20 protein-coding genes are annotated in these 26162 nt (G+C 55.4%); 12 read left to right on the top strand and 8 right to left on the bottom strand.

Translation table 11 applies throughout. The features are described from left to right. Positions 1 to 59: 59 nt before the first annotated feature. Complete coding sequence (locus DCH402_RS10320) at positions 60 to 566, bottom strand: phenolic acid decarboxylase (RefSeq protein ID WP_040001001.1); 507 nt, start codon at positions 564 to 566, stop codon at positions 60 to 62. Between the two features lie 143 nt (positions 567 to 709). On the opposite strand from DCH402_RS10320, the gene DCH402_RS10315 reads away from it, so the two are divergent. Continuing rightward, entirely contained in the window at positions 710 to 1672 is a 963-nt protein-coding gene (locus tag DCH402_RS10315; protein WP_226051427.1) for a LysR family transcriptional regulator, read from the top strand. On the opposite strand, the gene DCH402_RS10310 is transcribed toward DCH402_RS10315, so the two are convergent. Beyond that, the gene (locus DCH402_RS10310; RefSeq protein WP_050583291.1) at positions 1640 to 2764 is read right to left on the bottom strand and encodes an ROK family protein; all 1125 of its coding nucleotides are present in this window, start codon (positions 2762 to 2764) and stop codon (positions 1640 to 1642) included. The two genes, DCH402_RS10315 and DCH402_RS10310, sit on opposite strands and share 33 nt — an antisense overlap. Before the next feature lie 488 nt (positions 2765 to 3252). Between DCH402_RS10310 and DCH402_RS10305 the strand changes: the two genes are divergently transcribed. The 6 genes from DCH402_RS10305 (at position 3253) to DCH402_RS10280 (ending at position 8858) form a co-directional block, all read left to right on the top strand. After that, a complete protein-coding gene (locus tag DCH402_RS10305) occupies positions 3253 to 4332 on the top strand; it encodes an ABC transporter ATP-binding protein (RefSeq protein WP_040001000.1) in 1080 nt (359 codons plus the stop codon). Beyond that, the gene (locus DCH402_RS10300) at positions 4329 to 5183 is read left to right on the top strand and encodes an ABC transporter permease (RefSeq protein ID WP_040000999.1); all 855 of its coding nucleotides are present in this window, start codon (positions 4329 to 4331) and stop codon (positions 5181 to 5183) included. The genes DCH402_RS10305 and DCH402_RS10300 overlap by 4 nt, the downstream gene beginning before the upstream one ends. A gap of 3 nt (positions 5184 to 5186) precedes the next feature. Next, positions 5187 to 6020, top strand: coding sequence for an ABC transporter permease (locus DCH402_RS10295; protein WP_040000998.1), 834 nt, complete (start codon positions 5187 to 5189; stop codon positions 6018 to 6020). Between the two features lie 38 nt (positions 6021 to 6058). Next, positions 6059 to 7192, top strand: a complete 1134-nt coding sequence (locus DCH402_RS10290) for an extracellular solute-binding protein (protein WP_081642156.1) — start codon at positions 6059 to 6061, stop codon at positions 7190 to 7192. Positions 7193 to 7319: 127 nt separating this feature from the next. After that, positions 7320 to 8078, top strand: a complete 759-nt coding sequence (locus tag DCH402_RS10285; protein ID WP_040000997.1) for a glycerophosphodiester phosphodiesterase family protein — start codon at positions 7320 to 7322, stop codon at positions 8076 to 8078. A gap of 15 nt (positions 8079 to 8093) precedes the next feature. Next, the gene (locus DCH402_RS10280; protein WP_040000996.1) at positions 8094 to 8858 is read left to right on the top strand and encodes an inositol monophosphatase family protein; all 765 of its coding nucleotides are present in this window, start codon (positions 8094 to 8096) and stop codon (positions 8856 to 8858) included. A gap of 73 nt (positions 8859 to 8931) precedes the next feature. On the opposite strand, the gene DCH402_RS10275 is transcribed toward DCH402_RS10280, so the two are convergent. The 6 genes from DCH402_RS10275 to DCH402_RS10250 form a co-directional block, all read right to left on the bottom strand. Beyond that, entirely contained in the window at positions 8932 to 10488 is a 1557-nt protein-coding gene (locus DCH402_RS10275; RefSeq protein WP_040000995.1) for a ferritin-like domain-containing protein, read from the bottom strand. 115 nt (positions 10489 to 10603) lie between these two features. Further along, positions 10604 to 12442 (bottom strand): GMC family oxidoreductase, encoded by a 1839-nt coding sequence (locus DCH402_RS10270; protein ID WP_050583363.1) that lies wholly within the window; start codon positions 12440 to 12442, stop codon positions 10604 to 10606. Next, entirely contained in the window at positions 12439 to 12897 is a 459-nt protein-coding gene (locus tag DCH402_RS10265; protein ID WP_040000993.1) for a hypothetical protein, read from the bottom strand. The genes DCH402_RS10270 and DCH402_RS10265 overlap by 4 nt, the downstream gene beginning before the upstream one ends. A gap of 560 nt (positions 12898 to 13457) precedes the next feature. Beyond that, the gene (locus tag DCH402_RS10260; protein ID WP_040000992.1) at positions 13458 to 15977 is read right to left on the bottom strand and encodes a putative virulence factor; all 2520 of its coding nucleotides are present in this window, start codon (positions 15975 to 15977) and stop codon (positions 13458 to 13460) included. Further along, entirely contained in the window at positions 15974 to 18964 is a 2991-nt protein-coding gene (locus tag DCH402_RS10255) for a virulence factor SrfB (protein WP_040000990.1), read from the bottom strand. Before DCH402_RS10255 ends, DCH402_RS10260 begins: the two co-directional genes overlap by 4 nt. A gap of 2 nt (positions 18965 to 18966) precedes the next feature. Further along, entirely contained in the window at positions 18967 to 20295 is a 1329-nt protein-coding gene (locus DCH402_RS10250; protein WP_040000989.1) for an SrfA family protein, read from the bottom strand. A 424-nt stretch (positions 20296 to 20719) separates the two neighbouring features. Between DCH402_RS10250 and DCH402_RS10245 the strand changes: the two genes are divergently transcribed. The 5 genes from DCH402_RS10245 (at position 20720) to DCH402_RS10225 (ending at position 26158) form a co-directional block, all read left to right on the top strand. Beyond that, the gene (locus DCH402_RS10245; protein ID WP_040000988.1) at positions 20720 to 21577 is read left to right on the top strand and encodes an SDR family oxidoreductase; all 858 of its coding nucleotides are present in this window, start codon (positions 20720 to 20722) and stop codon (positions 21575 to 21577) included. A 525-nt stretch (positions 21578 to 22102) separates the two neighbouring features. Further along, positions 22103 to 22486, top strand: coding sequence for a M10 family metallopeptidase C-terminal domain-containing protein (locus tag DCH402_RS10240; protein ID WP_040000987.1), 384 nt, complete (start codon positions 22103 to 22105; stop codon positions 22484 to 22486). 256 nt (positions 22487 to 22742) lie between these two features. Continuing rightward, on the top strand, positions 22743 to 23054 hold the full coding sequence (locus DCH402_RS10235) for a protease inhibitor Inh/omp19 family protein (RefSeq protein WP_040000986.1): 312 nt from the start codon (positions 22743 to 22745) through the stop codon (positions 23052 to 23054). Positions 23055 to 23070: 16 nt separating this feature from the next. Next, a complete protein-coding gene (locus tag DCH402_RS10230) occupies positions 23071 to 24798 on the top strand; it encodes a type I secretion system permease/ATPase (RefSeq protein WP_040000985.1) in 1728 nt (575 codons plus the stop codon). Between the two features lie 13 nt (positions 24799 to 24811). Continuing rightward, complete coding sequence (locus DCH402_RS10225; RefSeq protein WP_040000984.1) at positions 24812 to 26158, top strand: HlyD family type I secretion periplasmic adaptor subunit; 1347 nt, start codon at positions 24812 to 24814, stop codon at positions 26156 to 26158. Positions 26159 to 26162: the final 4 nt, after the last annotated feature.

The raw sequence follows: 26162 nt of genomic DNA, 5'->3' as shown, positions 1-26162 counted from the left end.
GGGAAGGTAGATAAAAATGAGCCGAAAAGCGGCGGACCGAATAGTCCGCCAGGCGATGTTTAGCGCAGGTTCTGCGGGAAATTGTCCGGCAGATCGCTGGCCGGGCAATTGATTACGCTATTGTCGTTTTCGCCGCAATCACGCACAAAGGTAATAGTGGCAAATTCGTCAATCACTTCAGTCGGGTAGGCGGGGCCTGCCGCACGGTAAGACTCCATCAACGGAATGTGATCATTCTGGAAGCAGACGGTTTTTTCCGGATTGTTGATGACCCAGCGCGGGAAGAAAATGGTGCCGTGGAAAATCCGATCAGCCAGATTAATGATCAGGCTCACATCGGTACCGGTGGGTTCCGTCCAGGAGATTTTATAGACGTCGCGCGCGACGCGGGCGATAAATACCTGCTGGTCCTTCACCCAGCGATTGGCCACGATACCACTATGAATGCGGTAATCCAGCGTGTGGTCATTTTTCACGTATATCTCGTAATTCCAGCCGTTATCGTAGGTATAGACCAGATGCTTTCCCACAAAACCGCTCAGATCCTGCTTGTCGAAATTGCTCATACTCTTTTCCTTTTTGTTGGCTGGAGATGAGTATAAAGGCGAGTTAATTTGATGAATAACGCTGTTTTTAGTGTTCATTAATTCAATAATTGGATGAATTGAAGTGATGGATCTGGCGATATCAAAAGGCGGGCTGAGGCATGATGTTGACGAAAACGACACTGGAACAATGGGCGTTGCTGCAGGCGGTCGTCGAGCTGGGCGGGTTTGCTCCGGCGGCGCAAGCGTTTAATCGTAGCCAGTCTTCGGTCAGTTATCAGTTGTCGTTGATGCAGGAGCGGCTGGGGGTGTCGTTGTTGGTGCCCTCCGGACGCCGAACGGTGCTGACTGCCCAGGGGCAGCAATTGCTGACGCAGGCAATCCCGTTGCTCAATGCCTTCAGGGCGCTGGAATTGCGGGCAGATATGCTGCGACGCGGCGGCCGAGCCAGGCTTGATCTGGTGGTGGACAGTATCTTCCCTAAACCAATCTTGTTTGGCGCATTACGCACCTTTCAGTTGCATCATCCACATACGCAGGTGCATCTGATGGAGGTGCTGCGCAGTGAAAGCCGGGCGCAGCTTGCCGGGTATCAGGCCGATATCTGGTTAATTTCTCAGCCGTGGGAAGGGGTTAATCGGGGGCGGTTGTTGATGGAAATGGCGTTTGTCGCCGTCGCGCGGGCTGACCATCCGTTGCATCAACTAACAACTCCCTTGTCATTTGCCGATCTTGCTGCTTATCCGCTGATTGAAATCATTGACCGGCAACAACAAAAAGACAGCCTGTATAAACCGGCCAGTACCGAAAACTGGACGTTTACCACCGTCGAGGCGGCGATAGAAGCGGTGATGCACGGCGTCGGCTATGGCTGGATGCCGGAAGCACGTGTCGCATCTGGGCTGGCCTCCGGTGAATTGAAGCTGTTGCCGTTACCACAGGGAGGGCGGCGTTTTACGCCGCTCTATCTGGTGGTGGAAGAAGAGAAACAGCCTTATGACACTGAAGTCGCCATGCTGGTGGCGTTGTTGACGGAAGCGACGGCGGCATCTGATTATCGTGACGTTGTCACTTTATCGGGCGGTACGCCGGCATCAGGTGAAATAGCGGGCTTTGAAAGGCATTAACGCCGCGCCAATGACCGCAGGGTCATGTTGTATCTTGCTCAGCAAGAGTCGCGGATAGCGGGCGGCCTGTCCATAACGTGGCGGTTGCTGGGTGGGGGGAACGCTGAGCAACATTTCTCCCAATGCTACCGGTAATTCGCCGCCAAATACGATGGCGGCCGGGTCTACCACCGCCCGTAGCGCATCAATGGCCCGATTCAGATACGGCCTGACCTCATCAACCCACTCGCGTACGCCAGGCCATTGCGGGTCAAACTGTTGGCGCAGCGCGCTGACCTGCCGGATATTGATGCCGCGGGCATTAAGCCGTTTGAGTAACTCTCCCAGTGCCGGCCGCGAAGGGAATTCCTGCTCGGTATAAATACGGCTGATTTCGCCCGCATTACCGAAAGAACCGCAAAACGGCTGGCCGTTGAGAATGAGGCCGGCGCCAAAACCGTAATTGAATGACAGGTAGCCGAAGGTGGGATAGTTCAGTCCTGCGCCCAGCACGGATTCGCCAATCGCACCGGTGGTGGCGTTGTTTTCTGTCCAGACCTCCAGGTCAAACAGGGTTTCCAGCTCACTTTTGAGATCGATCAGCGACCAGTCGTGCAGCGGCTCCGGTGCATTAAATAACCGTTTTTCTTCCATTAGATAACCGGCGATGGCGAACCCGACGCCAACTACCGCCTGCGCGGGTATGGCGTACTGTTGCAGTGCCTTACGTATCCGTGTTTTCAACATAAACATGGCCCGAGTGCGGTCATCCGGCGGGAGGTCCAGTGTTTCTTCATGCAGCACCTGACAACTGAAATCGCACAGGCAAAATGCCAGCGTATCGGTATTCACCGAAATGCCGATGCTGTAACGCGCGGACGGCGCCAGCTCCAGCGCCGGGCTGGGTTTGCCGCGCCCGTGCACGATACTTTCGCCCAACCGCAGCAATCCGCGATCCAGCAGGTTATCAATAATGCGGTGTACCGATGGCTGGGTGAGATTGGTTTGCGGCGAAACGGCGGAGCGCATGATGCAGCGATGGCGGCGAACAATATCCAGAACCAGACGTTCGTTCACCGTGATGCTTTCGTTGTCGTGAAGTATTGGCCGCATCAGGCGCAACCTCCTGCGAGTGTAGTCATGGTGTGTAGATCCTTTTTATAGTGATAAACCGTACAGTTAGCCGTTTGCTAAGAATGACCTGCCAGGAATGCATTCGATGTCAATTATTAAACGTATTGAATGATAATGTCATTATGTACGAGGGGGATATTGATAAAATAACGCCATTCTTACCAAGGTAATGGGGCTTATTTATATATTTACTTACATATCAGTCTATTGATGAATCTATTTTTTATGACATATATGTAACATATCTGTCATTATTATTATGCATAATGCATTATAAATTGAATTAGCGACGTTTTCACCTTGTATACCCAAAATAATTCGAGTTGCAGGAAGGCGGCAATCTAGCGAATCCCCAGGAGCTTACACAAGTAAGTGACTGGGGTGAGTGAGGGTAGCCAACGCACCTGCAACTTGAAGTATGAAGGGTATAAAACAGGTGTATTGCGGGCTACGGGAGAGCATACGTAATGAGTCGACTGGAAGTAGAATGCGCCAGCGTGGCTTACGGTGATATTCCCGTCCTCAAGGGAGTATCGTTTGATGTCGGCAAAGGTGAATTCGTTACCCTGCTTGGCCCGTCAGGATGTGGTAAAACCACGTTATTGCGCGCGATAGCCGGTTTTGTACCGCTGGACGACGGGCGTATTCGTATTGGTGGCCGGGATATGAATGGCCTGGCGCCGGAAAAGCGCAATACGGCGATGTGCTTCCAGTCCTATGCATTATTTCCCCATCTTACGGTATCGGAAAATATCGCCTTTGGGCTACAACAACGGCCTGTAGAGCGGGAGACGCTGAGCCACCGGGTGGTGGAAACGGCGCTGATGGTGGCGATGGCCGGACATCTCGACAAATTGCCCGGCCAGCTCTCCGGTGGACAACAACAGCGGGTGGCGCTGGCGCGATCGATGGCGGTACGACCGGATGTGATGCTCTTTGATGAGCCATTATCCAATCTGGATGCCAGGTTACGCGAGCAACTGCGTTTACAGATCCGTATGTTGCAACGTAAGCAGGGCTTTACCGCCGTGTACGTTACACATGATCAGGCGGAAGCGCTGGCAATGTCCGACAAGGTGATTGTGATGCACGGTGGCCGCATTATTCAGGCCGGTACTCCGCAGGACATTTATCACCGGCCGGTCAACCGGTTTGTCGCCGATTTTATTGGCACGGCCAATATCATGACGGGTTCCGTCATATCACGCGATGAATATAGCGGGCATTATCGGGTCGCCACCGCACTCGGCGAGCTGATTGTGGCGTCGGATGAGGCGCCGCGTCAGGATCGCGTTTATTTGTGCTGGCGGCCGGAAAACGCCCGTCTGCTACCGATGCCTTCACAGGGGCAAAATATCTTTTCGCTGCGCATCAAACGCCATACTTTTCTTGGCAACCTGACTGACATTGAAGGGTGTTCGCCAGATTCCGATACCCAGAGCTACCGCATTCAATTGTTGGGCTCCCAGCCGTTGCTGGAAGGTGATACCCACTGCTTTTCAGTGCCTCCCGGTGCGTTGCGTTTTTTGCAGGAGGTGGTGACATGAGAGCGTCATTGATGGCGTATCTGTTGCTGTTGCCGGGGGTGGGCGTGATCGTGCTGGCGATGGGGGCCGTCGTAGGGATGGCGTTTTCTCAGTCGCTGGGTTTTTTCAATTTTGCCGGAGACAGTGAATTCTCGCTGCGTTTTTGGCAAACCATGCTGGCTGACGAGCAGCTCTGGCGCTCTTTTTTCTACTCGGCGCGTATTGCGCTGCTCAGTGCGGTGCTGTCGGTCGCATTGGCTTATCCTTTGGCCATCTGGTTACGTAAACCCTTTCCTGGTGCGGTGACCCTGCGTGCCGTGTTGAAAGCGCCGTTGCTGGTGCCGGGGCTGACGGCGGCATTTCTGTTCGTCAATTTCATCTCTTATCAAGGGTTTCTCAACCTGGCGATGCTACGGTTGGGGCTAACGGAACGGCCGATTCGCCTGCAAAACGATGCCAACGGCATTGGCGTGATTGTGCTTCAGGTGTGGAAACAGATGCCGTTTGCGTTGTTGCTGCTGAGCGGTTCGGTGCAGGCCATCGGCGATACCCTGCTGGATGCCGCTCGCAATCTGGGGGCCGGTATGTGGGTTCGTTTCCGCCGTATTGTGTTGCCGCTGACGTTGCGGGCGTTGCAGACCGCCATGATGCTGATTTTCATTGGTGCGGCGGGTGATTTTTCCTTTCAGTCGGTAGCCGGCCCGGTCAACCTGAATTCGATGTCGCAACTGATGTTGCGCGTACAGCAGGCGGGAACGGAAGGCTGGAATCAGGCGGCGGTGGTGGCGGTAATGCTGATGCTGTTGTCGCTGGCGGGAGCCGGGTTATTGGCCTTCGCTACGGGTGCGGCCGTACGTGGCATAAGGGGATAAACGATGCAGCAAACGGCCGTTAACCGACTCAATCGTCTGCTGGTGGCGTTGCTTCTGCTGCTGGGGTGTGTGTGGTTTATCCTGCCGTTTGCCATGGCGGTGCTGTGGTCGCTGGTGGATCCTGCGCATCCCTGGGCTTACCCGGATGTGTTTCCACCGGTGTTGTCACTGCTGCGCTGGCGCGATCTCTGGAATAACACCTCATTGCCTGATGCGCTGTTGCACAGCTACCTGCTGGCACCCTTAGTCACGCTGACTTGCCTGTTGTTGGCGATGCCGACCGCGTATGCCTTAGGCCGGTTGTCGTTTCCCGGTAAAGGCGTCGCGCAGGTATTGACGCTGTTGCCGATCGTATTGCCGGGATTCGTGGTGGCGGTGTTCTTCTCTTCATTGCTCATGCAACTGGGCATCTATTCACGATTTCTGGGGATTTTTCTCGGTCACACGGTGCTGTTCCTGCCGTATGCCATTCGAATTATGAGCGTCTCCTTCAGCCAGGTGCGGCAGGATTTGATTGATGCGGCGCGTAATATGGGGGCGTCGCGCTGGCGTGTCTTCCGGGTAGTCTATTGGCCGTCGCTTCAGTCCGGTGCAATGGCATCGATGATCATGGTGTTCATCCTGTCGATTGAAGAATTTTCCGTTTCTTACATCGTGGGGGCGCCTGATTTCATCACCGTTCCTACCATCTTGTATTCCTATCTTGGCTACAACTTTATCCGGCCTAATGCCGCTGTAGTGTCACTGATCCTGGTGCTCCCCAACGTGGTGTTGATGTTACTGATGGAGCGCTGTCTCAAGCATGTGCCGACATCCGCATTCGTTAATAAGGGATAGCGATGATGTGGCTTAATCTTCAGGGGAGGGAATATCGCATGTTTACTCGATTTACGCTGTCGACGCTGCGCAGGCTGGTTGCGTTGCCGGTTTTGTTGCTGCCGTTGTATCAGGCTCAGGCTGAACCCGTTGATCTGAAAACCCTGTCGTGGACGGATGTGGAAGCGCAGGCGCGTCAGGAAGGGCAACTAACCTGGTTTAACTGGTATTACCAGGATCGGCTGCGCGACGAAGTGAAGGCATTTGAGCGGCAGTATGGTATTCGGGTCACCATTCCGGATGGCGAGGCGGCAGCCAGCATTAACAAGTTGCTGGCGGAGCAGTACCGCGAGCGGGGGGATGTCGACGTGATCTCGGTGGGCGGTAGCCAGTTTGGGTTACTCAACGGTCCCAAATTGTTCTGGGGGCCGCTCAGATCCCGTTTACCTGATGGCGATAAACTGACTTACCAAATCGAAGGCGTTGATACCCAGGGGTATGCGGTAGCATTTTGGGGTAACCAAACGGTCATCGCTTACCATTCGGCCCGCATCAACGAGCGCGATCTACCGCGTACGCTACCCCAGTTTGAACAGTTTCTGCAGAAAAACCCCGGCGAATTCACCTTTAACGTGGAAAACGGCGGTTCCGGCCCGGCATTTATCGAATCCATCACACGGACGCTGGTCACCGATGTGAACTATCGGGACGGTCACGTCTCGCCGGAGATAGTGCAGCGGCTGGCGCCGTCCTGGCGCTGGTTCAACCGTTACAAAAGTAGCCTGGTGATCAGCGCCTCCAATGCCGATAGCCTCACCCGGCTGAATGCCGGCGAGTTTAAACTTGCCGCATCCTGGGAAGATTTGGTGCTCTCGCAACAGCATAAAGGGGACCTGTCGCAGGACATCAAATTCTACCTGCCTGAATTCGGTATGCCGGGCGGTGGGAATGTGGTCGGCATCCCGGCGAATGCCAGACATAAAGCGGCGGCCTTGTTGTTTATTCACTGGCTGACATTGCCGGATACGCAACGACGTTTCCACGCGCAGTTCGGCACCGCGCCGTTGTTGCCGTCCGGCACTGACGACGCAACGGAAGGCGTACTGGACCGATCGCATAGCTTTGCCTGGGCGGCTAAACCCCTGGGCGATGAAATCAAAAAACAATTTATTCAAAACGTGATGCTGAAATGACATCGCGAAGCCTTGTGATGACGTTTGAACAACTTGTTTGTATCCGACGCGGGCAAGGCGGAATGTACCTGGCTCCAACATATTTTTTTACTTAACACCGATGCACTGAAACACCAGGGAAACCATTATGTTTGATGTTGCAACTGAGAATCTGCGCCAGAGGCGTGTGGTAAAGGCGGCGCTGATTGCCCATCGGGGGGCGCCATCACTGGCGCCGGAAAATACGCTGATTGCGATGCACAAGGCGGCGCAACGCGGGGCGACGTGGCTGGAGGTGGATGTCAAACTCACCCGGGATCGTCAGCCGGTGATCATCCATGATGATCGGGTGGATCGCACTACCAACGGGCGCGGCCTGGTAGCGGGGCTGACGCTGGCGGAAATTCGTCGGCTGGAGGCGCGCGCCCAATATGGCGAGGCGTTCGCCGGGGTGACCATCCCGACGCTGCAGGAGTTGATCACCTGCGTACTGGAGCTGGATATGGGGTTACAGCTCGAGCTGAAACCCACCGCGGGAGATGACGTTGAAACCGCCGAGGTGGTGCTGGCCGTCCTGAAATCGATGTGGCCAGCCAACCGTGACAGCCTGTTTTTGTCGAGCTTTTCCGTGCGTTCGATTCAGGCCGCCGCAAGGCTGATGCCGGATGTCCCGCGGGCGTTTGCGGTGGTGGTGCCGCCCAAGAAACCGCTGGCGTTGTTGCAGGAAACACACTGCCAGATTTTACACTGCCTGTCTGAATTGATGGATGAGGACGCACAACGCATTCTGGCGGATAGCGGTATCGAATACGCGGTGGCGGTTGTCAATGACGCGGCGCAGGCCCGGCGCTTTCTGGACAATGGCGCCCAGACGGTGCTGTCTGATATTCCTGATTTGCTGGGTTAATAACCGGAGGGTGTGATGTCTGATTTGCAATTGCGTTTTGAAACCGCCAACGCCGTCATGGAGGAAGCCGCGTTGCTGGCAAAACAACTCTTTGCCCGGCGCGACAGTGTGGTCGTGGAACAGAAATCCGCCAATGATTTTGTGTCGGAGGCGGATCGCCAGGTCGAACAGTTGATTCGCGATCGTTTGAGCGAGACTTTTCCGCAGGATGCCATCCTCGGCGAGGAAATGGGCGGAGAGGTCGGCGACAGTTTTTGGGCCATCGACCCGATCGACGGCACGACCAACTTTCTGCGCGGTTTGCCGCTGTGGGGGATTTCCATCGGGTATGTTGAAAACGGGCTGGCGGTGGTCGGTACGATTGCCTTGCCGATGCTGGGCCTGACGCTGTCGGCGGCGATTGGGTGCGGCGTGTGGCGCAACGGTATGCCTTATCGCCGTCAGGTGCCGTTCAGCGAAATCCGGTTGGTGGCGCTGGGGGAAAGCAATAAATGGGCGGCGGTGGAAGTGGCGGTGATCGATGGTTATCTGCGCGACGAAGGGTGGGCCGTGGCGCGCTATCGTTGCGCGACGGTTGGGCTGAGTTTTGCCGCGCTGGGGTTTACCGACGGTTATGTGGAGAAAAACACCAGCATTTGGGATATCGCCGCCGGGGTAGTGATTGGCTCGGAAGCTGGATTGGTGGTGAAATATCGCGGTCATTACGGCGTAGGGGGAATGCATGTAGCGACAGCCATTCCCGACGTACAACACATTGTCGAACCGTTTTTCAGTATCTGACGGCGTTATCCCAGCCGAAAAAAAGCACCGCCAACGAGGCGGTGCCGGTATGCCGTTTGTCAGGAAAGCGGTATTACTTGTTGATGAATGACCGTGGTTTCGGTGGCGTGGCGGCCAACGCAGCCTGAATCTTCATCGGGTTGAAATAATTACGCATTAGCCGGATGCGATGATCATGGGTGAATTCATAGCGTATCGCCCAGTCGTAGCTGTAAGGTACGCGGGTGGATTTGGTGATGCCTTGCTGGCTGCCGTAAGCCATCGCCTGATTGTCGCTAAAGAAGACTTTTTCCACCACTTCGCTGCTGAATTCCACCGTCTGGCCCATCAACGACCAGAAGCGTGAGAAACCTTCGTGACCATAGAACACGCCGGTATACGGCACGTCTACCGGGCCGGTCATATCCCACACCAGTTGCTCGCTCAGACATGCCAGCGCCATTTGCAGATCGCCGGCCTCATACGCCTGTGCCAGTTTTTCCAGCGTAGCCTGATTATTGGCAAAGGTTACCGCCTGGCTCTTGGCCTGAAAGCGCGGCGGCGGCGGCGGCGTATATTCGAATGTCGGGGCGGCGTGGTAAGCGCTATCGCCGGGGAACGGGTGAGCGACAATGGCACGGAAATCTTCACGCAGTGAACCCATCGCCATCACGGCGGGGGTCAGTTTGAGCGGCCGGCCGGACAACGCCAGTTGCAGATTTTCCAGAATTTCGGTGTAACGACGATTGAAGCGCACAATCGCTTTGCGCAGCTCGCTTTCCGGATAGTCGCTGATCTTGGCTGCACTGTGGGTTCTTACGGCTTTATCCCACTCGATGTTCAGTGGGTCGCCGGTGGGGCCGCTGGCGATGGTATCGCCATGCGCATACATGCGTTCGCAGTAAATTTCGTTGAACCGGTAGTAATGCGGCACATCGTTTTCATCGCCCTGCCAAATATTGTGCGGCGAACCTTCACCCTGATCGCAAATCTGACGCAGGGTGTTGATAGCGCTTTCCAGATCGACCACCGGAATGATGTTGCCGTATGAGCCGTGGCAGAACTGAGCCGGTTCAATCTGACGCGTCGGGTCGCCGCAGAACACCGCTTTTTCGCCAAACGACTCTACGGCGGCGCGTAAGCGCGATTCGATATAGACGTAATACTCGCCGATAGACATGTCGCTGCAAACGTGACTGGCTACCACTTCAGGACGCACATACTTGGGATGTTCGATTTGCATCGCCTGATGTATGGCATGCTGGGAGAAGGGGTGTAACTGAATTTCCAGATCTTCAATACCGAACGGCAGCGTAGCCGGATAATCAGGCATGAAGCTGGGGCTGTTGATATCCGGCGTGCCGCCTACCGCATTAAGCAAGTTGCCGACCATGACGAAGTGCAGCATTTCTTCAATCACGACCGAGTGGATCACGTCGGGAACACGCTGATCGATATCGTCATTCACCGTATAAAGCATGGTCAAATAAGGGGGAATGACCGCGTGCTCCAGAACCATCGCTTTTTGTAATAGATCCCGTATGTCATCCAGTTCATGGGCCAGATCTTTGTGACTGGTCAGTTTGACGTAGCCCTGCTCCCTGAATGTGGTTTCCAAATCGTGCTGTTGGCTTTGTTCGTTTAAGTTCATAGCGTTATTCCGTCTTAGTCAGTTGCGGCAGTGACGAAGTGTGTAGTTAGTCTTATCTATTTATTCCTAGCATGAAACCTGAATATCATCATCTTTTGTAGCGTTTTTTTCTCATTTAACGTGTTCTGGCACACATTCTGTCCAGTTCGGAAAGAATTGTGTGCGCAGCCCATAACGTCAACGCCGCCAGCGTCAGCGTGGGTGGCGCTGTCCCCATGCTCACCATATTTCCGGCGCCGACTAAATAGAGATTCTTATGAGTCCAGCTACGTTGCTGGCGATCAACGACCGAATGATGGGGGGAATTCCCCATGCAATGGGTGCCGGCGATGTGTCCGGCTCCGGTAAACGCCAGTGGTTGCCCTTGATAGGTAAAATATCCGGGGTCATCTCGTAAGTAGTGGCTGTGGTCACGAATACCGGCGTGCCTGAAAATGTGTCGCATGGCGGCGCCAGCGCGTGCGACGCCGGCACGGGTATACAACGACAAATCGTAGTGAATCACCGGGCGGTAATTACCCAGCGCATCCCGGTAATCCGGATGAATCGTCACCCGATTATTGTATTCCGGTAACTGTTCTACCATACAGCGCGCGCTACATTGCCGCGATAGCCGCTCGCGCATCTGTTTACGCAGGTGAGGGCCGCACAGCGGCTCCGCCAGTAACTGTTCGACATCCTGATAAAGCCGGTTGACCGGCCACCGCCAGCCATCGTTACTCAGTTCGATGCGATAGGCCGCCCGTTGCGCACGGGCCGGGCCGCCCCGCATGACTTCAATACCCGATGTTGTGAGCGGGCCGCGCATCGGCCACCATGGCGTATCGGTTCGCCCCCACACCGGCAAGACCGGATGATCCATCAAATGACGGCCTACCAGGTCATTGCCTTTGCAGGCGTCGGACGCCAGCAGCAGAACCGCATTCGCGATCGCATTGCCCGCCAGAACATAGCGCCGGGCGCTAACGGTATGCAGGCGATGTAACGCTGTATCCTGATGAACATAATGACGAAACTGAATACCGGTAATGGCGTCTGTCGCAGGGTCGATCAGCAGTTTATGCGCCACGCTGCAGGTGAGGACATCCAGCCGTTCAGGCGCGGCGTCTTCCAGCGTTTTCAGCGCATTGTAACGAGCCTGCGTCGGACAGAACGGCGTACAATGGCTGTTGCCGGTGCATTGCCGCCCAAGCGGCGAACCGCCAGCCGCGCCATGAGGATGATAACCACGGCCATGGTCATAATCGGGATGCGGTACGCCGTTACGGGCGGACGGCGTACCGTGCAGGGACAGCGCAATAGACTCGCCATCTTCAACCAGACACGCCCCGCTGAGGCGACGGGCCAACTGGCGAGCGCCCCAGGCGGGCGGCAGTCCCTGCATGGGATAGACGTAATCCGGCGGAAAACGAATGCCCAGATAGGCCTGTTCTGCTACGTTGGCGGATACGCCCAGCTCATACTCGGCTGCCCGATACCAGGGTTCGAGATCCGCATAGCGCAACGGCCAGTCCAGGCCGATGCCATAGCGGCTTTGCAATTCAAAATCTTCCGGCAGCATACGCATGGCGCTGCCGAGCCAGTGCAGCGATGTGCCGCCAAGTTGTCGGCAATACGTGGAGCTGAATGGTAACGGGCCGCGTTGAACCAGATAACCGCCGTCGTCATAGCCGTCAGGCTGTAGCGAATGCCATGCCGTATCATGAGGCGTCGGTGCGTTGACGTTATGCGGCCCGGACACCTGATGGCGTTTATCCGGTCGCTGGAGATAATGCTGTAGTGTATGCCGGTAGCCGGCGTAGTGCAGATTGTCGCCGTCGCCGGCCTCCAGTATCAGACAACGTTTTCCGCCGCGGGTCAGTGTTTTGGCCATCAATGAACCGGCGATACCGCCGCCGACAATCACCACATCGTAATCGGTTTGCTCTGCCTGATGAGGGGTGACGAAATTCATCCGCGCGTTCCCCATTCGGCCATCGGCGGTTCTGACCAGGCGCCGAATTCCTGCTGACTAATCGCCTGAGGATGCGCGTGTATAGCCTGCCAAATCAAGGCTTCGCGCCAGGCGGCGTGACTGAGAAAGTCGGCGTTGTCGTCGGGAGGCTGGCTGATGGGAAACCACTGCCCGGTGTACCACAAACGCAGCAGGCTGCGGGCGACCGGGCCAAGCGACGGCGATGTCAGCACCGTGGTTTGTAACCAGTCGAGCCGTATGGTTTCATCATTCGGTTGGGCTAAAAAATCATGCCGCAACTGTTTAAACGGTATGGCTGCGGCGTGTTGCAGCCAGGCGAAGTATTCATGGGCCAGCCCGGTTCCGGTCAATTCAAATCGACTGAAACCGGTGAGCAGGGCGGAAAGCGTCAGAAAGTCGTCGAATGCGCCATCGGATTCACTACTGTTACTCATGATGCGTTACCTGTGCCATGTCGTGAACCGCTAAGAGAAAACCACGCGTCTGATCCGGGTATCTGGCGTCGTGGAACGGGAGAACCATGATTTAGGGTATCTATTCATCGTTTTACGGCGGTGCTGGCCGGTAAAGCGATATCATCAGCAGTTGGTGTACGAATGCGCGTAGTCGGTGCGTTCGAAACATACCAATCGATAAAACGGCTGCTGATATCCCTGGAAGAGGTGCCAGCCTGTTTTCTTTGACGGAAAAACAGAGCGGCATCAAGGTGGTGGAAAAAGACCGGGGTGGCCTGTGTTCCTTTTTTAACTACCAAACGTTGCTTTAAACCGGGCGAATTGAATTAATGAAAAAACATGAAAAGAATAATAACGGGTACAACAGTACACACCCCGTCTAAAACTATGACGTGAGCGCTGCATTTTTGCAAGACCAGCCTGATTTCTAACATGATTTTGATGAAGGGAATAACGAAGAAGTCAACATAATTATTTGATTGTGTAAACTTTTATGCCGAAAAACGCGGAAGGCGGAGCGTTACGCTCCACCTGTATCGTTAACCTTCGGCCGGTTTGATCACGTTGAGGATGGTTCCCAGACGTTCACGTTGTTTAGGTTTGATATCACGACCGGCGGCGTAACCGGCGTTCTGGATAATCATCTCATTAAGGCCGATTAGCCAGTCATAGATGTAATACGCCGTATTATTGACCGGCGTTGCCGAGAGCTTGGTCAAGCGACGGGATGAACCAAAGTTGGCCACCTGCTTTTCCGGTTTGGCAAAGATCTTGTTGCCTTTGTTCACGCGGCTGTCCGGGCGTTGCGCTTCCGGCACCTGCTGGAACCCCAGCCAGGCGACGAAATCGCCGAGGACATTAAGCGCGCGCGATACCTGCCTGTCCGCTTTGCTCTCCCGGTTGATCCCTAGCTGCCCGGAATCCACCAGCATGGTTTGCAGTTCGTCGTCGATCTTCAAGCGAACGCTGGCTGTGATCAGTTCCTCCACCAACATTTCGATGGTAGGGCGGTTGATGCCCAACAGTTCGATGATGGCGATGTTTTCCGGCAGATTGCGCAGGTGGTTAATCCAATAACGGTACAGATTACGGGCAAACTCCGCCTCATAGCTGCGGCTGTCTGCTGGCTCTTCGTCGGCGTGCGCGGGAATGACCAGTGTTTCTTTGGCTTCTTTATCTTCGCTTTCTACCGGCTCCTCATCGCTGAACAGATCGATATCCAGACCTACGCCGAACGGCTCGTAACTGACCAGCGGCACCGCCGTATCCAGCGTCTCCTGATAGGACGCAAAGTTGCGCGGCGGTTGCTGCTCCTGTTGCTGTAAATACAGGCGGCGCAACTCCTCGCGAGAAGGCAACAGCCGCTCGAGCAATTCGCCGTGCACCCCGGTACGGGTTTGCAATGCTTTCAGCATCGATTCGGCAATATGCTGCTTGTGCGCCGGATCGTCGGCACCGGCAGGTTGATACCAACTGGCGAGCAAATTATCGGACAGTTCGCGCTGTAATTCGCTTAACTGCTCGTTGATACGGCCCAGTTTCACTTCGCGGCGCACTTCAGCATCGAGCCAGGCGGCCATCCGGTTGATGCCGCGTTTGTCCATCGCCAGCATGGTGCCCCAGGCATCGCCGGGATTGCCGACATAACGCTGCACCGCTTCGTCGTTGTTATGGCCGTGGGTAAAACGCCGGTCATGGCGCGTGACCGCCCAGATCAGGCCGGGTTTGCGGCGACTGCGGATCTGCGGGTTTTCACCCTGAGTGTGGCGCACCCAGAAATCCAATGCCCGGCCGACATGGCGTACGTCGGCTTTGCAGGCCGCGGCGGTACAGACCATCAGCAGATTCATTTCCTGATCGTCGGTATAACGCTCCAGCAGATAGGCGCGTTTGGCACGCAGTAATGCACGGGATAACGGGTGGGGTTTGTGCCGCAACAACCGGTCCGGGTTATCGTCATCCGACTCGGGTTCGGCGTCGTCCTGTAGACTGAACCCCGGAAAATCAAGCAGATCGACCTGCCCGAAGAGTGTTTCCTTCGGCGGAGATAACAGCGGAATTTGCACTTCCGCTGCCAGCATAATCAGTTCGGCCAGCGACAGTTCCACGCCTCTGGCGGCCCGGCCGTTTACGATAGGGCGTACCTGCACGCTGAGATCGGAAGGGCTGTTGAGCCTGTCGAATTGTCCGGCATTGAAAATACCGCTGTCGGGTTGCAGTGATTCATCCACCAGCAGGCTGATCGGCGCCAACACCTTGCGGGCGCCGGACAACTGCTCCAGTGTGTGGGAAAAGTGGCGGTAGAGCGATGTATATTCCGCCTGCTCACCCCATAACACCGAGAACAGGGCGGCGCGATCGTCGATGCCGAGGTAGGGCGCCAGCTCGACCGCCAACGGCCAAAACTTGCGCTCCAGCGGTTTTTGCCGCCGCGCATCATGGCGCATCAAATAATCCCACAGCGCCACTACATCATCGCTGGTCAGCCCGGAGACGTGTTCTTGCTGGCGGTGTAGCGACAGGGTTTTCAGGTGGTCGGCAATATGCTGCTCATCGAGTTCCGGCGCGTTACTCTGATCCGTATCAAGAATGAAGGCGTAAGCGATAATGCGGGCAATATCGGCCTCGTTCAGCAACTGGAGCTGTACCGGATTCGGGGTGCTTTTGCCTTCGACCTGCCGGGTAAAGCGAGTGACGAAGGCCGGTTGCTGGTTATCCGGATTGATGTTTTTCTGGTAATCCAGCGTTACGCCGCCGATAGAGGTTTCGATTCGCCCGTTTTCTCCCCCGGCCAACGAGGTCAGCAAATAGGTTTTTCCTCCCTGAGCCAGTCCGAACATGCCCATGGCAATCTCTTTGAGCGATGATTCAGACAACCCGCGCGCTTTATTGCGGCAACGCCGCAACTTAATGATCAGCCTGTCGGCTTCCATATCTAAACGGGGAACATTACGCCGGGTTTCTTCTATCCAGGCGATCGCCTGATCCACACCTTGTGAAACAGATTGCAACTGACGGCTGAGACGGCTCGACAACTGTTTGGGCGTTAATGCTTTCATTTCTTAAAGACGCTCCCGCTATCGATCCAGTAATGTGCCATGCCGGAAACCGTGCTGGACAAGGTATTCAGTTTTAACCTCAATTGATGCGGTGAAATGGTGTGCCCTGACCCCAACACCGCGTGAGCTATTTCAAAACGCTCCGGCGTGAGATTGTCGTCGCCCGGCACCACTTTCAGGCGCACATGCAGTACGCTGTCGCCGGCCACTTTGCGGGCCAGTTCCGGGTCGACTATCGATAACGAGTAGAGCGGCGAGGCGGGCCAGCGTTCGTTGTCTAACTGGCGGAAACCGAGGCACAGCGAACCGCGCACTTCAAAACCCGCCTGTTCGTCCAGTGTGAAATCGGCATCATCCAGATCGATGTCGTTATAGTAGACATTATCGGTAGTGAGCGTGTTGGTACTGTCCAACATGCCAAGATAACGCACGGTGGAGTAGGGTTCGAAATCTCCGGCTTTGAAGTAGAAACCCGGCAGGCGTAGATCCAGCGCCAACAGACATAGCATCGCTCCCACCGCGGCCGTGGATTTCGGGTTTTCAATTCGGCCGCGTTTGTTGAACGGATACCAGTCGCTGGTGTGATACCCATCCAGCGACATCATGCGGTTGATCGGCAAGGGTTGCAGATGGCGGAACAACGCCTGAATGCCCGGGAAGCGAGACGGCCGACCGGTGAGCAACAACACGTCGCAGGCATACAACGAGACCACTTCCGACATCAAGCGCAGATGTTGGGTAATACTCATGCGATTCGCCAGAAATTCACCGTGTAGTTTGCCAAGACGCAGGATCAACGGCACGTGCAGGATGTCGAACGGCGTTTCTTCATCCGGCAGTTCCCGCTGGATTTCGTTATTGATGTACTCCAGTACCTTGCGCGTCGGCGTTTGCGGCAGCATTTCACCGAACGTGGTGTCGATTTCCGCATTCAGATCGAGCGGATCGAACCGTTCATAGGCTTCCAGAATCGCCTGACCGATAGGAATGAACATCTGCAGCGTGACCTGCTGGCGCAACGTCAGTTGACCGTCCATGCGGCCTTCACTGCCGAACAAGCGGGTCATCAGGCCATCCGGGCTGACAACGCCGACTTTTTTCAACGCAGCCTGTAAGGCCGGCAGCACATACAACTGGATCACATCCAGTAAAATGTCGTCGCCAGCGACTTTAAATCCTTCACGAAACAGCAGCCGGGGGATGATTTTGACGTTGCTACCGACGCCATCATCCAGCCAGTATTGGGTAATCGCCAGATCAGTGGTGCCGCCGCCGATATCAATCGAGGCGATACGCAAGGTTTTTCCTGGCTGTTCGTCATCCGCCAGTTCCTTATCCGGGCGAGCCATGCTGGCGAAGAACGCCTCCGCTCTGCCGCCGAAATTCACCTGCGCTTCGTTGTAGAGGTACACCATTTGCCCGCAAGTGGCCTCATCCCACTCCATCTGAACGTCCGGCACCGGCACGCTGCTGTTGCGCTGGCCTTCTTCCGTCAGGAAGTCCTCATCGGCCGGGTGCCAGCCCATGGCTTTCCATACCAGACCGATCGCTTCGATCATCCGGCGCCGGAAAATCTCGCGTTCCGGTTTGGGCATGGCCGACGGCAGGGTCAGAATGATATTGCGCAATTGACGCGGCGCGTTGGCATGGATCATTTTCAGGCGCTGGGCGGCGCTGTTCATCTGCATCAGCGCCTGCGCCAGCAGCTCGGAGAGCATGAACGTCATCACGGAACTACGGCTGTAGTGCGGGTCGAATACCGGCAGACGTTCGTCCAGCGGCAGGCTGAACAGCGGTTGTCCTTCATCGTTCACCAGCATGGTCAACGGCAAGGCGGTTGCCAGCGGTTCCTGTTGCCGCGGGCTGGTAGTTTGGCTGAAACGCCAACCCGGCACATAGGGCTCTTCGTCCCACAAATAACGACGCGGGCTGGAAATACCGCTGGAGCCCTCCGTTCCCTGACGCTGCAACGCCAGACGGCTGGCCTCGCGTCCGACACGGGTCATCGACGGCCAGATAAAGGCATCGTCACGCCCGCTTTCAAAGGAGAAATTCTGCTTGCCAAAACGCGCCTGCGCGAATTCCACCCGGCTGTCGAACAGTTCATTGTACAAATAATGCGGCTGACTTAAATCGCGGATCTGCAACTCGTAGGTTTGCCGCAGGCCATTGCTTTCGTCGGTGTGATCCTCCACCAGAATCCCGGCGGTATGGGAGTTACCGACATCAAGGATCAGATCGACATTAATGGCCGGTTCTTTCAAGGTACTGCTGGTGATACGGATTTCCGGCACATTCAGCAGCGTCGCCATAATATCCAGCAGATTCAGATAATGCGCCTGATATTCGAACTCACGCAGATTCTGGCGGATGTCGCGAGGTTTACGGTTTTCTACCGCAAGCGCTTGCTGAGAAAAGGCTTCGCGCAGCCAGCCGTCCACCCAGGTCTGGTCGAGAAAATCGTCCAGTTCTTCGCTGTGGTAGGCCAATGTGAACAGCCGCCCGGCGTTGATGTCGTTTTCGCTGGGGGCCAGCGCTTCCAGATCATGACTTTCCGGATACACGCGGGTATCGAACGCCAGACAAAGGCGGTGGGTGTTGCCGTCATCGTCGGGCTCGCCCAGTTCCAGCACCTGTATCCGCGCCCAGTTGTTCGGGCCGCCCATGAAAGTGCGCGGTGGGTTAAAGCGGAAGAACGGTAGCGGCAGCCATACGTTGCTGAGCAGGCGTAGCGACTGCTCCAGCGTGTAGCTGGACTCCGGGTTAACCGCTTCCGGCAGCACCTGTACCGCACTCGGCAATGTGTATTTTCCGCTGTGGTCGTTATACGTCAGTCGCAGTAGCGGCCCGTTGGCGCTTTTGCGCACGAAACGATTGGCGAAGCCTGAGCGCGCCGGCGTGAGCTTCAGTGCAAAATCAAGAAACTGAATGCCGCTATTCTGAATCAGCGTAATGTGTTGTTTATAGTCAGTCAGGGTTGCCAGCATGGTTATTTGCTCTCACGCTTAATCGTCACCGGTAGCAAAGTATCGGCATCATAGCGGCCTTTACATTCAGCGGCTTCGCTTGCTTCCTGTCGGGTACAGACGATTTCCGGCATCGGATAGCGGGAACCATCGCTGCAGCGCGCACGATAGCGGCTGTTGATCACCAGATTACCGGACTGATGCAGCCCGGCCTCTACCTCGGCCTGGCAGGTGACTTTTTCGCCATAGGTAAAATGCACCCGGCCTTTGCCGTCTTTGATCTGGTAACGGAGAACCGGCGGCTTGCCGGTCAGAGGATTTTTCACCGAGACAGTCGCTTGCCAGTTGCCGTCGAGGAAACGGATGGAGCCGATTTTCACCGCGTCGGCAGGCATCACCAGCGCGCCTTTTGGCGCAGCGGCGATTTCGACGATAGCAGGGGCTTCTGGCGCTTTTTCTTCGGCTTTTTTCTGCGATTCGGCGTTGATCGGCTGCGGCAACAACGTCGCGACGTTTAACGGCAGATTCGGCTGAATGACGGGATCCGCCGGTGGTGTGGCGCTCAGCACGCGTTTTTCCGGTTTCATGGCGGTTACCGCCGCCGGCGCGCTATTGTCAGGGTGAGAAACGCAACCGCGGATCTGGAATGCCAACGTCGCCAGCAGCGCCGCGCCCGGTGCCCACAACCAAATACTGGTCCAAACCCGGCGTGGCGATGGCGCGGCTTGCGGCGGAGAAGCCGGTTCGGCCACCGCAACCACAACGGGTTCCGGCTCAGCCGGCAGCAGCGGTTGTTCCGGTTCAGGATCGGCAACCTGCGTGGTCACTTCCGGCAGCGGTTCCGGAACCGGTTCTGGAATCTCGACCGGTTCAACCGGGCGCAGGCATTCCAGCACGTCAGTGCGGGATTTTTTCCCCAGGCTGACAAACCCCCAGAAGGTGATAACCGGTTTATCGTCTACCAGGTAGACGTGATTGGAACCCGGAAACTGAAAGGCTTTCGATAACAATACCCCGAAGAGTTTTTGCGCCGGTTTGTCGGATTGCCGCGCCCGTTCACTGATAGCGTCGACGGTGTTGAGATACTGCTCCAGTATCGTCAACGCCTGCTCGCGTTGCTCGTCGCTGGCCGCCATCCAGGAGGTGATTTTACCGGAAAAAGGGGAATACCAGTCGATGTGATCGCCATCCTCGTTAGGTTGGGGAATGGCCAGACAGTCAGCAATAGGCTGTTGTTTGCGAAGACGCAGCGTTTCCCGTAATTGTAGCGCCGAGGTATAAACGGGCTGACCGTTTTCTCCCAACGCAAGAAAATCGTCTAAATTTCCACTGCGTAAAAATAATTTTGCCACGCCAAAGAGACCCTTTTTGATAAACCGTCAAGACAGAAAATCGTGTTCACTATCTGCGATTATAATTCTGATGGTCACGAATCAAATACGTAAAAAAGTGACAAATATGACAAATATTTGCGTCATCAGTCCGCTGAAAAAGCAATATCGCATAAGTGCGATGTGACTGAAACTAAAAAACCGACAGAGCGCTCGTCTCACAGGTTACCCGGCAACACGCCGGCGGGAAGCCGGCGGCGTGTATTCTGTGATGATTCCTGCATTTTATTTCACACTAACATTTTTGTTAGTACTTACTAAAAGTGAGCTTAAACTCTATGCTGTGGATGTGGGCCTCAACCCGATAACGGCATTGGAATATTCGGGTTGGAGCGACGTGGAATATGTTGATTTACGTGGAATGTGTTGATTATAGGAGTACATGATGTTTGCGATTACAGGAGCAACGGGCCAACTGGGCCGTTTGGTCATTGATGCACTGACAAAGTCAGTACCGACAGAGCAGATCGTTGCGGTGGTTCGTGATCCGGCTAAAGCCAGTACGCTGGCGGCGCAAGGGGTTCATGTTCGCTACGGCGATTACGACAGACCCGAAACACTGGTTAATGCGCTGAGAGGGGTAGACAAACTGTTGCTGATTTCATCAAGTGAAGTCGGTAAACGTGATGCTCAGCACCGTGCGGTGATCGACGCGGCCAAAAAAGCGGGAGTAGGCCTCATTGCCTACACCAGCGCGCTGCATGCGGATACGTCGCCGCTGGGGCTGGCGGCCGAACATCTGGTGACGGAAGCGGCGTTGGCGGCTTCCGGCATCCCTCACGTCATTCTGCGTAACGGCTGGTATACCGAAAACTATGCCGCCAGCATTGCGCCTGCGTTGGCGCACGGCGCGTTCATCGGCGCCGCTGGCGAGGGGCGTATCGCTTCGGCGGCGCGTAGCGACTATGCACAAGCGGCGGCCATCGTGCTGCAACTGCATGATCAGGCAGGAAAGGTGTATGAGTTGGCCGGTGATCACAGCTATACGCTGGCGGAATTTACCGCCGAAGTTGCGCAGCAGAGCGGCAAGCCGGTGCAGTATGTCAACCTGTCGGAAGCCGATTTCGCTAACGCGCTGAAAGGCGCCGGTCTGCCGGGCGGCCTGGCCGATATGCTGGCGGATTCCGACGCCGCTGCGGAAAAAGGCGGGCTGTTTGATAACAAGAATGCGTTGTCGGCATTGCTGGGCCGCCCGACCACGCCGTATGGCGACGTCATTCGCGCTGCGCTGGCGTCGTTGTAATTTTTTTTCATGTCATGAGCACGGCGGCGCGTCTGGTTACAGAGGTGCCGCTTTTTATTCTATTAATTTTTACTTCTGCGGTGTTCTGTCTGGTTTTTTTTCTTCAGTCTGAACTGTATGTCACTAAACATCGATTTTCTTGACGGAATCTTGTCATTTTATTTCTGTTTTACTAACCTGTCTGTGTTGCCCGGTTTGCACTATCGCTACCGGGCTATCTGATTTAACGCATAACAACGCATAACAAGGAACATTCACTTTCAATAGAGGAAAGCGAATGGTTAGTGTTTAACAGTAATTTTATAAAAACACGATGTTATAAACAGTGCTGTTATAAACCCTAAATAATTCAAGTTGCAGGAAGACGGCAACCGAGTGAATCCCCAGGAGCTTACTCAAGTAAGTGACTGGGGTAAGCGAGGGCAGCCAACGCACCTGCAACTTGAAGTATGACGGGTATAAACAGATGCCATCCCATAAGGGATAACATCATCAGATACAAAATGGTTTCATGGAGGAAACATTATGGCTTTATTCGGCAATAAAATTGATCTTTCATTTGTATCATCCGGTAGTTGTAACGGGGTGGCGAATGTCTATCAATTATGGAATCCCCATACGCGAGGGAATGGCGTTATCGGCGATAGGCCGTCAGATGCGTTGGAGCAGGCCCGCGTTCAAATAATCCACGGCAATATTTCTATTGCAGCAAGTTCAGTGATTGAAAATGCCATCGGCGGTTCAGGCAACAATATGATTGTAGTCAAGCCGTCTGATAATCGTATCGACGGCGGTGCCAGTAATGATGTGCTTTATAGTGATGGCGACGCTGATATTTTAACCGGCGGCGCAGGTAAAGATATTTTTGTCTCTGCCGGGAAAAACGATTCAATATGTGGTTGCATTTAAGCGGACATAACACGGCTGGTTTTTTGGTAAATATTCAGCCGTCTGATTTCGTTGTTTAACAATAAGTCCAATATGCCCAATGACGTGTGACGGGTATACCCTCGTTATTTTAAGGGAATTGAAACATGGCAGATATGGTGGCGTATTTAACAGCATGCTTTCAATTATTAAACGCGTTCGCTGATGGCCAAATGATGGGAATATCATGAAGCAGCTTATTATTGCGACATTACTGGGTGTACTAAGTGGAGGATGTATGGCGAGCAGTCTGAGATTACCGTCCGCAGCGGAACTGAGCGGTGAGTGGGTATTGAGCGGTGCGGAACAGCGCTGCGATATCCGCCTGAAGACGGATGTGCTGGATAGTACCACCTGGACGCTGAGCGGCGACAGTGCGTGCCTGAATACATTGCTTCCTGAGGTGCCGGCCGGCTGGCGGCCTACGCCTGATGGGCTGACGTTAACGCAGGCGGACGGCTCGGCAGTGGCGTTTTTCAGCCGTAATCGCGATCACTACGAGCACAAGCTGGCTAACGGCAGTGTTCGCATTCTGAAAAAGAAAGCCTGAGGGAGAGTGCTCTGCCGTGAATGCTTCCTTTGAGCAAGATCGTTCGTTGTTCGGCGTGCTGCGCCGATTCCGTCGTAGCTTCTGGAGCGTCGGAATATTCAGCGCCGTGATTAACCTGCTGATGCTGGCGCCTTCGGTTTATATGCTGCAGGTGTATGACCGGGTACTGGCTTCCGGCAATGGCATTACCCTGCTGATGCTGACGCTGCTGATGGTAGGGCTATGTGCCTTTATGGGCGCGCTGGAGTGGGTTCGCAGCCTGCTGGTGGTACGGTTAGGCACGCGTATCGATCTGGCGCTCAATCAGGATGTTTTCAATGCGGCGTTTGCCCGCAATCTGGAAGCCGGCGACGGCCGTGCCGGTTTGGCGTTGACCGATCTTACCCTGTTGCGTCAGTTTATTACCGGCAATGCATTGTTTGCCTTCTTTGATGTGCCGTGGTTTCCATTATTTCTGCTGGTACTGTTTTTACTCCACCCCTGGCTGGGATTGCTGGCGCTGGGGGGAACCGTCGTGTTGGTTGCGCTGACCTGGCTGAACCAGCGTTTGACCAATCAGCCGTTGGCGGAGGCGAATCAGCACTCGCAGCAGGCCACCCATCTGGCCGATGCGCAACTGCGCAATGCCGATGTGATTGAAGCCATGGGGATGCTCGGCAACCTGCGTCGGCGCTGGCTGACGCGTCATTATCGCTTTATTTCCCTACAGAACCTCGCCAGCGAACGTGCCGCAGCGGTAGGCGGCGCCTCCAAATACAGCCGTATTGCATTGCAATCATTGATGCTGGGGTTAGGGGCGTTGCTGGCGATCGACGGCAAAATTACGCCGGGGATGATGATCGCCGGGTCCATTCTGGTTGGCCGGGTACTGAGTCCTATTGATCAATTGATTGCAGTCTGGAAACAGTGGAGCAGTGCACGCATCGCCTGGCAGCGGCTGACCAAACTGATCGCCGCCTATCCGCCCCGACCGACGACCATGGCGTTGCCCGCGCCGGAAGGACATCTGGGCGTCGAGCAGGTGTCGCTGCGTTCGGCGCAAGGCCATGCCCGGTTGCAGAATATCCATTTCTCACTGCAGGCCGGCGAAACGCTGGTGATTCTTGGGTCGTCCGGCTCGGGTAAATCTACTCTGGCGCGGTTATTGGTTGGGGCGCAGGCACCGACGCAAGGCAAGGTGCGTCTGGACGGCGCCGACCTGAATCAACTGGACAAAAGTGCTTTTGGTCCATCCATAGGGTATTTGCCGCAGGACGTGCAGTTGTTTAAAGGCACGCTGGCGGAAAACATTGCCCGTTTTGGCGAGGCTGACCCGCAAAAAGTGGTGGCGGCGGCAAAACTGGCCGGCGTACACGAACTGATCCTCTCTTTACCAAATGGCTATGACACGGAGTTGGGCGATGGGGGTAGCGGTCTGTCCGGCGGTCAGCGTCAGCGTATCGGTTTGGCGCGCGCGATGTACGACGATCCTTGCCTGTTGGTTCTCGATGAACCCAATGCCAGCCTGGATAGCGAAGGCGATCAGGCTCTGATGCAGGCGATTGTTGCATTGCAGAAACGCGGTGCCACGGTGGTGCTGATCACCCATCGTCCGGCGCTGACCACGCTGGCGCAAAAGATTTTGATCCTCCACGAGGGCCAGCAGCAGCGTATGGGGCTGGCACGAGATGTGCTGACGGAATTGCAACAGCGTAGCGCCGCGAATCAGGCCCGGATGACTACTCCGGCTGCGATGCCGCAATGACAGGGATTAACCGATGACAGGTATCGATGTAACGACACAGGACGAATTGCATGAAGCGGCAATGCGCGACCGCGCCAGCCGCGATGAAGAACGGGCGTTGCGGCTCGGCTGGTGGCTGGTGTTTGCCGGTTTTGGCGGCTTTCTGCTGTGGGCGCTGCTGGCGCCGCTGGATAAAGGGGTGGCGGTACAAGGTAACGTCGTGGTCTCCGGCAACCGTAAAGTCATCCAACACATGCAGGGCGGTATTGTCGAGCGAATCCAGGTGAAAGAAGGGGATCGCGTTACCGCAGGGCAGGTGCTGTTGACGCTGAATGCCGTCGATGCCCGCACCACCAGCGAAGGTCTGGGCTCCCAATATGATCAGCTGATTGCCCGCGAAGCCCGTTTGCTGGCGGAACAGCGCAATCAAACGTCGCTGGTGGCGACACCGCGGCTGGTAGAAGCACGGCAGCGGCCGGAAATAGCCGCCATCGTCGCGTTGCAGGAAGATCTGTTGCACAGTCGGCAGCAGGCGCTGAAGCTGGAGACGGACGGTGTGCGCGCCAGTATCGAAGGTTTGGAAATGTCGCTTGTTGCATTACAGAAAGTAATGACCAGCAAGCAATCGGAGCAGGCGGTGTTAAGCCAGCAATTACAGGGGTTACGCCCGTTGGCGGCGGATAATTATGTGCCGCGTAACAAAATGCTGGAGACGGAACGGCTGTTTGCACAGGTTAGCGGCGAACTGGCGCAGACCAGCGGTGAAGTCGGGCGAACCCGGCGAGATATTCAGCAACAGAAACTGCGTATTGCCCAACGCCAGCAGGAATATGACAAAGAAGTCGGCAGCGAATTGTCTGACGTGCAGGCCAAATTGAATGAAGTGATCAGCCAGCGCGAAAAGGCGGATTTTAATCTGGCCAATGTGCAGGTGCGCGCGCCGGTCGCCGGCACCGTGGTGGATCTGAAAGTGTTCACGGAAGGCGGTGTGATCGGCGCCGGGCAGGTGATGATGGAGATCGTGCCAGAAGATCAACCTTTGCTGGTGGACGGCCGTATCCCGGTGGAAATGGTCGATAAAGTCAGATCCGGCCTGCCGGTTGAGTTGCAGTTCACGGCATTCAGCCAGAGCACCACGCCGCGAGTACCCGGCACGGTGACCTTGCTCTCTGCCGATAGGTTGGTGGATGAAAAAGACGGCTCGCCATATTACAGCCTGCGTATTCAGGTGAGTGAAGAAGGCAAACGTTCGTTGCATGGCTTAGAAATAAAACCCGGCATGCCGGTGCAGGGGTTTGTACGCACCGGAGAGCGTTCGTTTATCAATTATCTGTTTAAGCCTTTGATGGATCGTATGCATCTGGCGTTGACGGAAGAGTAGCGGA

This window comes from Dickeya chrysanthemi NCPPB 402 (assembly GCF_000406105.1).
GTDB lineage: Bacteria > Pseudomonadota > Gammaproteobacteria > Enterobacterales > Enterobacteriaceae > Dickeya > Dickeya chrysanthemi.
The sequence above is the reverse complement of the archived record's forward strand: the minus strand, read 5'-3'. Positions and strand labels throughout refer to the sequence as shown.

Bases quoted from the DNA above. Each gene is read 5' to 3' on its own strand.
- DCH402_RS10255 (WP_040000990.1), bottom strand. From the start codon at position 18,964: ATGCTGGCAACCCTGACTGACTATAAACAACACATTACGCTGATTCAG.
- DCH402_RS10320 (WP_040001001.1), bottom strand. From the start codon at position 566: ATGAGCAATTTCGACAAGCAGGATCTGAGCGGTTTTGTGGGAAAGCAT.
- DCH402_RS10275 (WP_040000995.1), bottom strand. From the start codon at position 10,488: ATGAACTTAAACGAACAAAGCCAACAGCACGATTTGGAAACCACATTC.
- DCH402_RS10235 (WP_040000986.1), top strand. From the start codon at position 22,743: ATGGCGAGCAGTCTGAGATTACCGTCCGCAGCGGAACTGAGCGGTGAG.
- DCH402_RS10295 (WP_040000998.1), top strand. From the start codon at position 5,187: ATGCAGCAAACGGCCGTTAACCGACTCAATCGTCTGCTGGTGGCGTTG.
- DCH402_RS10300 (WP_040000999.1), top strand. From the start codon at position 4,329: ATGAGAGCGTCATTGATGGCGTATCTGTTGCTGTTGCCGGGGGTGGGC.
- DCH402_RS10305 (WP_040001000.1), top strand. From the start codon at position 3,253: ATGAGTCGACTGGAAGTAGAATGCGCCAGCGTGGCTTACGGTGATATT.
- DCH402_RS10290 (WP_081642156.1), top strand. From the start codon at position 6,059: ATGTTTACTCGATTTACGCTGTCGACGCTGCGCAGGCTGGTTGCGTTG.
- DCH402_RS10285 (WP_040000997.1), top strand. From the start codon at position 7,320: ATGTTTGATGTTGCAACTGAGAATCTGCGCCAGAGGCGTGTGGTAAAG.
- DCH402_RS10310 (WP_050583291.1), bottom strand. From the start codon at position 2,764: ATGCGGCCAATACTTCACGACAACGAAAGCATCACGGTGAACGAACGT.
- DCH402_RS10265 (WP_040000993.1), bottom strand. From the start codon at position 12,897: ATGAGTAACAGTAGTGAATCCGATGGCGCATTCGACGACTTTCTGACG.
- DCH402_RS10270 (WP_050583363.1), bottom strand. From the start codon at position 12,442: ATGAATTTCGTCACCCCTCATCAGGCAGAGCAAACCGATTACGATGTG.
- DCH402_RS10245 (WP_040000988.1), top strand. From the start codon at position 20,720: ATGTTTGCGATTACAGGAGCAACGGGCCAACTGGGCCGTTTGGTCATT.
- DCH402_RS10280 (WP_040000996.1), top strand. From the start codon at position 8,094: ATGTCTGATTTGCAATTGCGTTTTGAAACCGCCAACGCCGTCATGGAG.
- DCH402_RS10240 (WP_040000987.1), top strand. From the start codon at position 22,103: ATGGCTTTATTCGGCAATAAAATTGATCTTTCATTTGTATCATCCGGT.
- DCH402_RS10260 (WP_040000992.1), bottom strand. From the start codon at position 15,977: ATGAAAGCATTAACGCCCAAACAGTTGTCGAGCCGTCTCAGCCGTCAG.
- DCH402_RS10315 (WP_226051427.1), top strand. From the start codon at position 710: ATGTTGACGAAAACGACACTGGAACAATGGGCGTTGCTGCAGGCGGTC.
- DCH402_RS10225 (WP_040000984.1), top strand. From the start codon at position 24,812: ATGACAGGTATCGATGTAACGACACAGGACGAATTGCATGAAGCGGCA.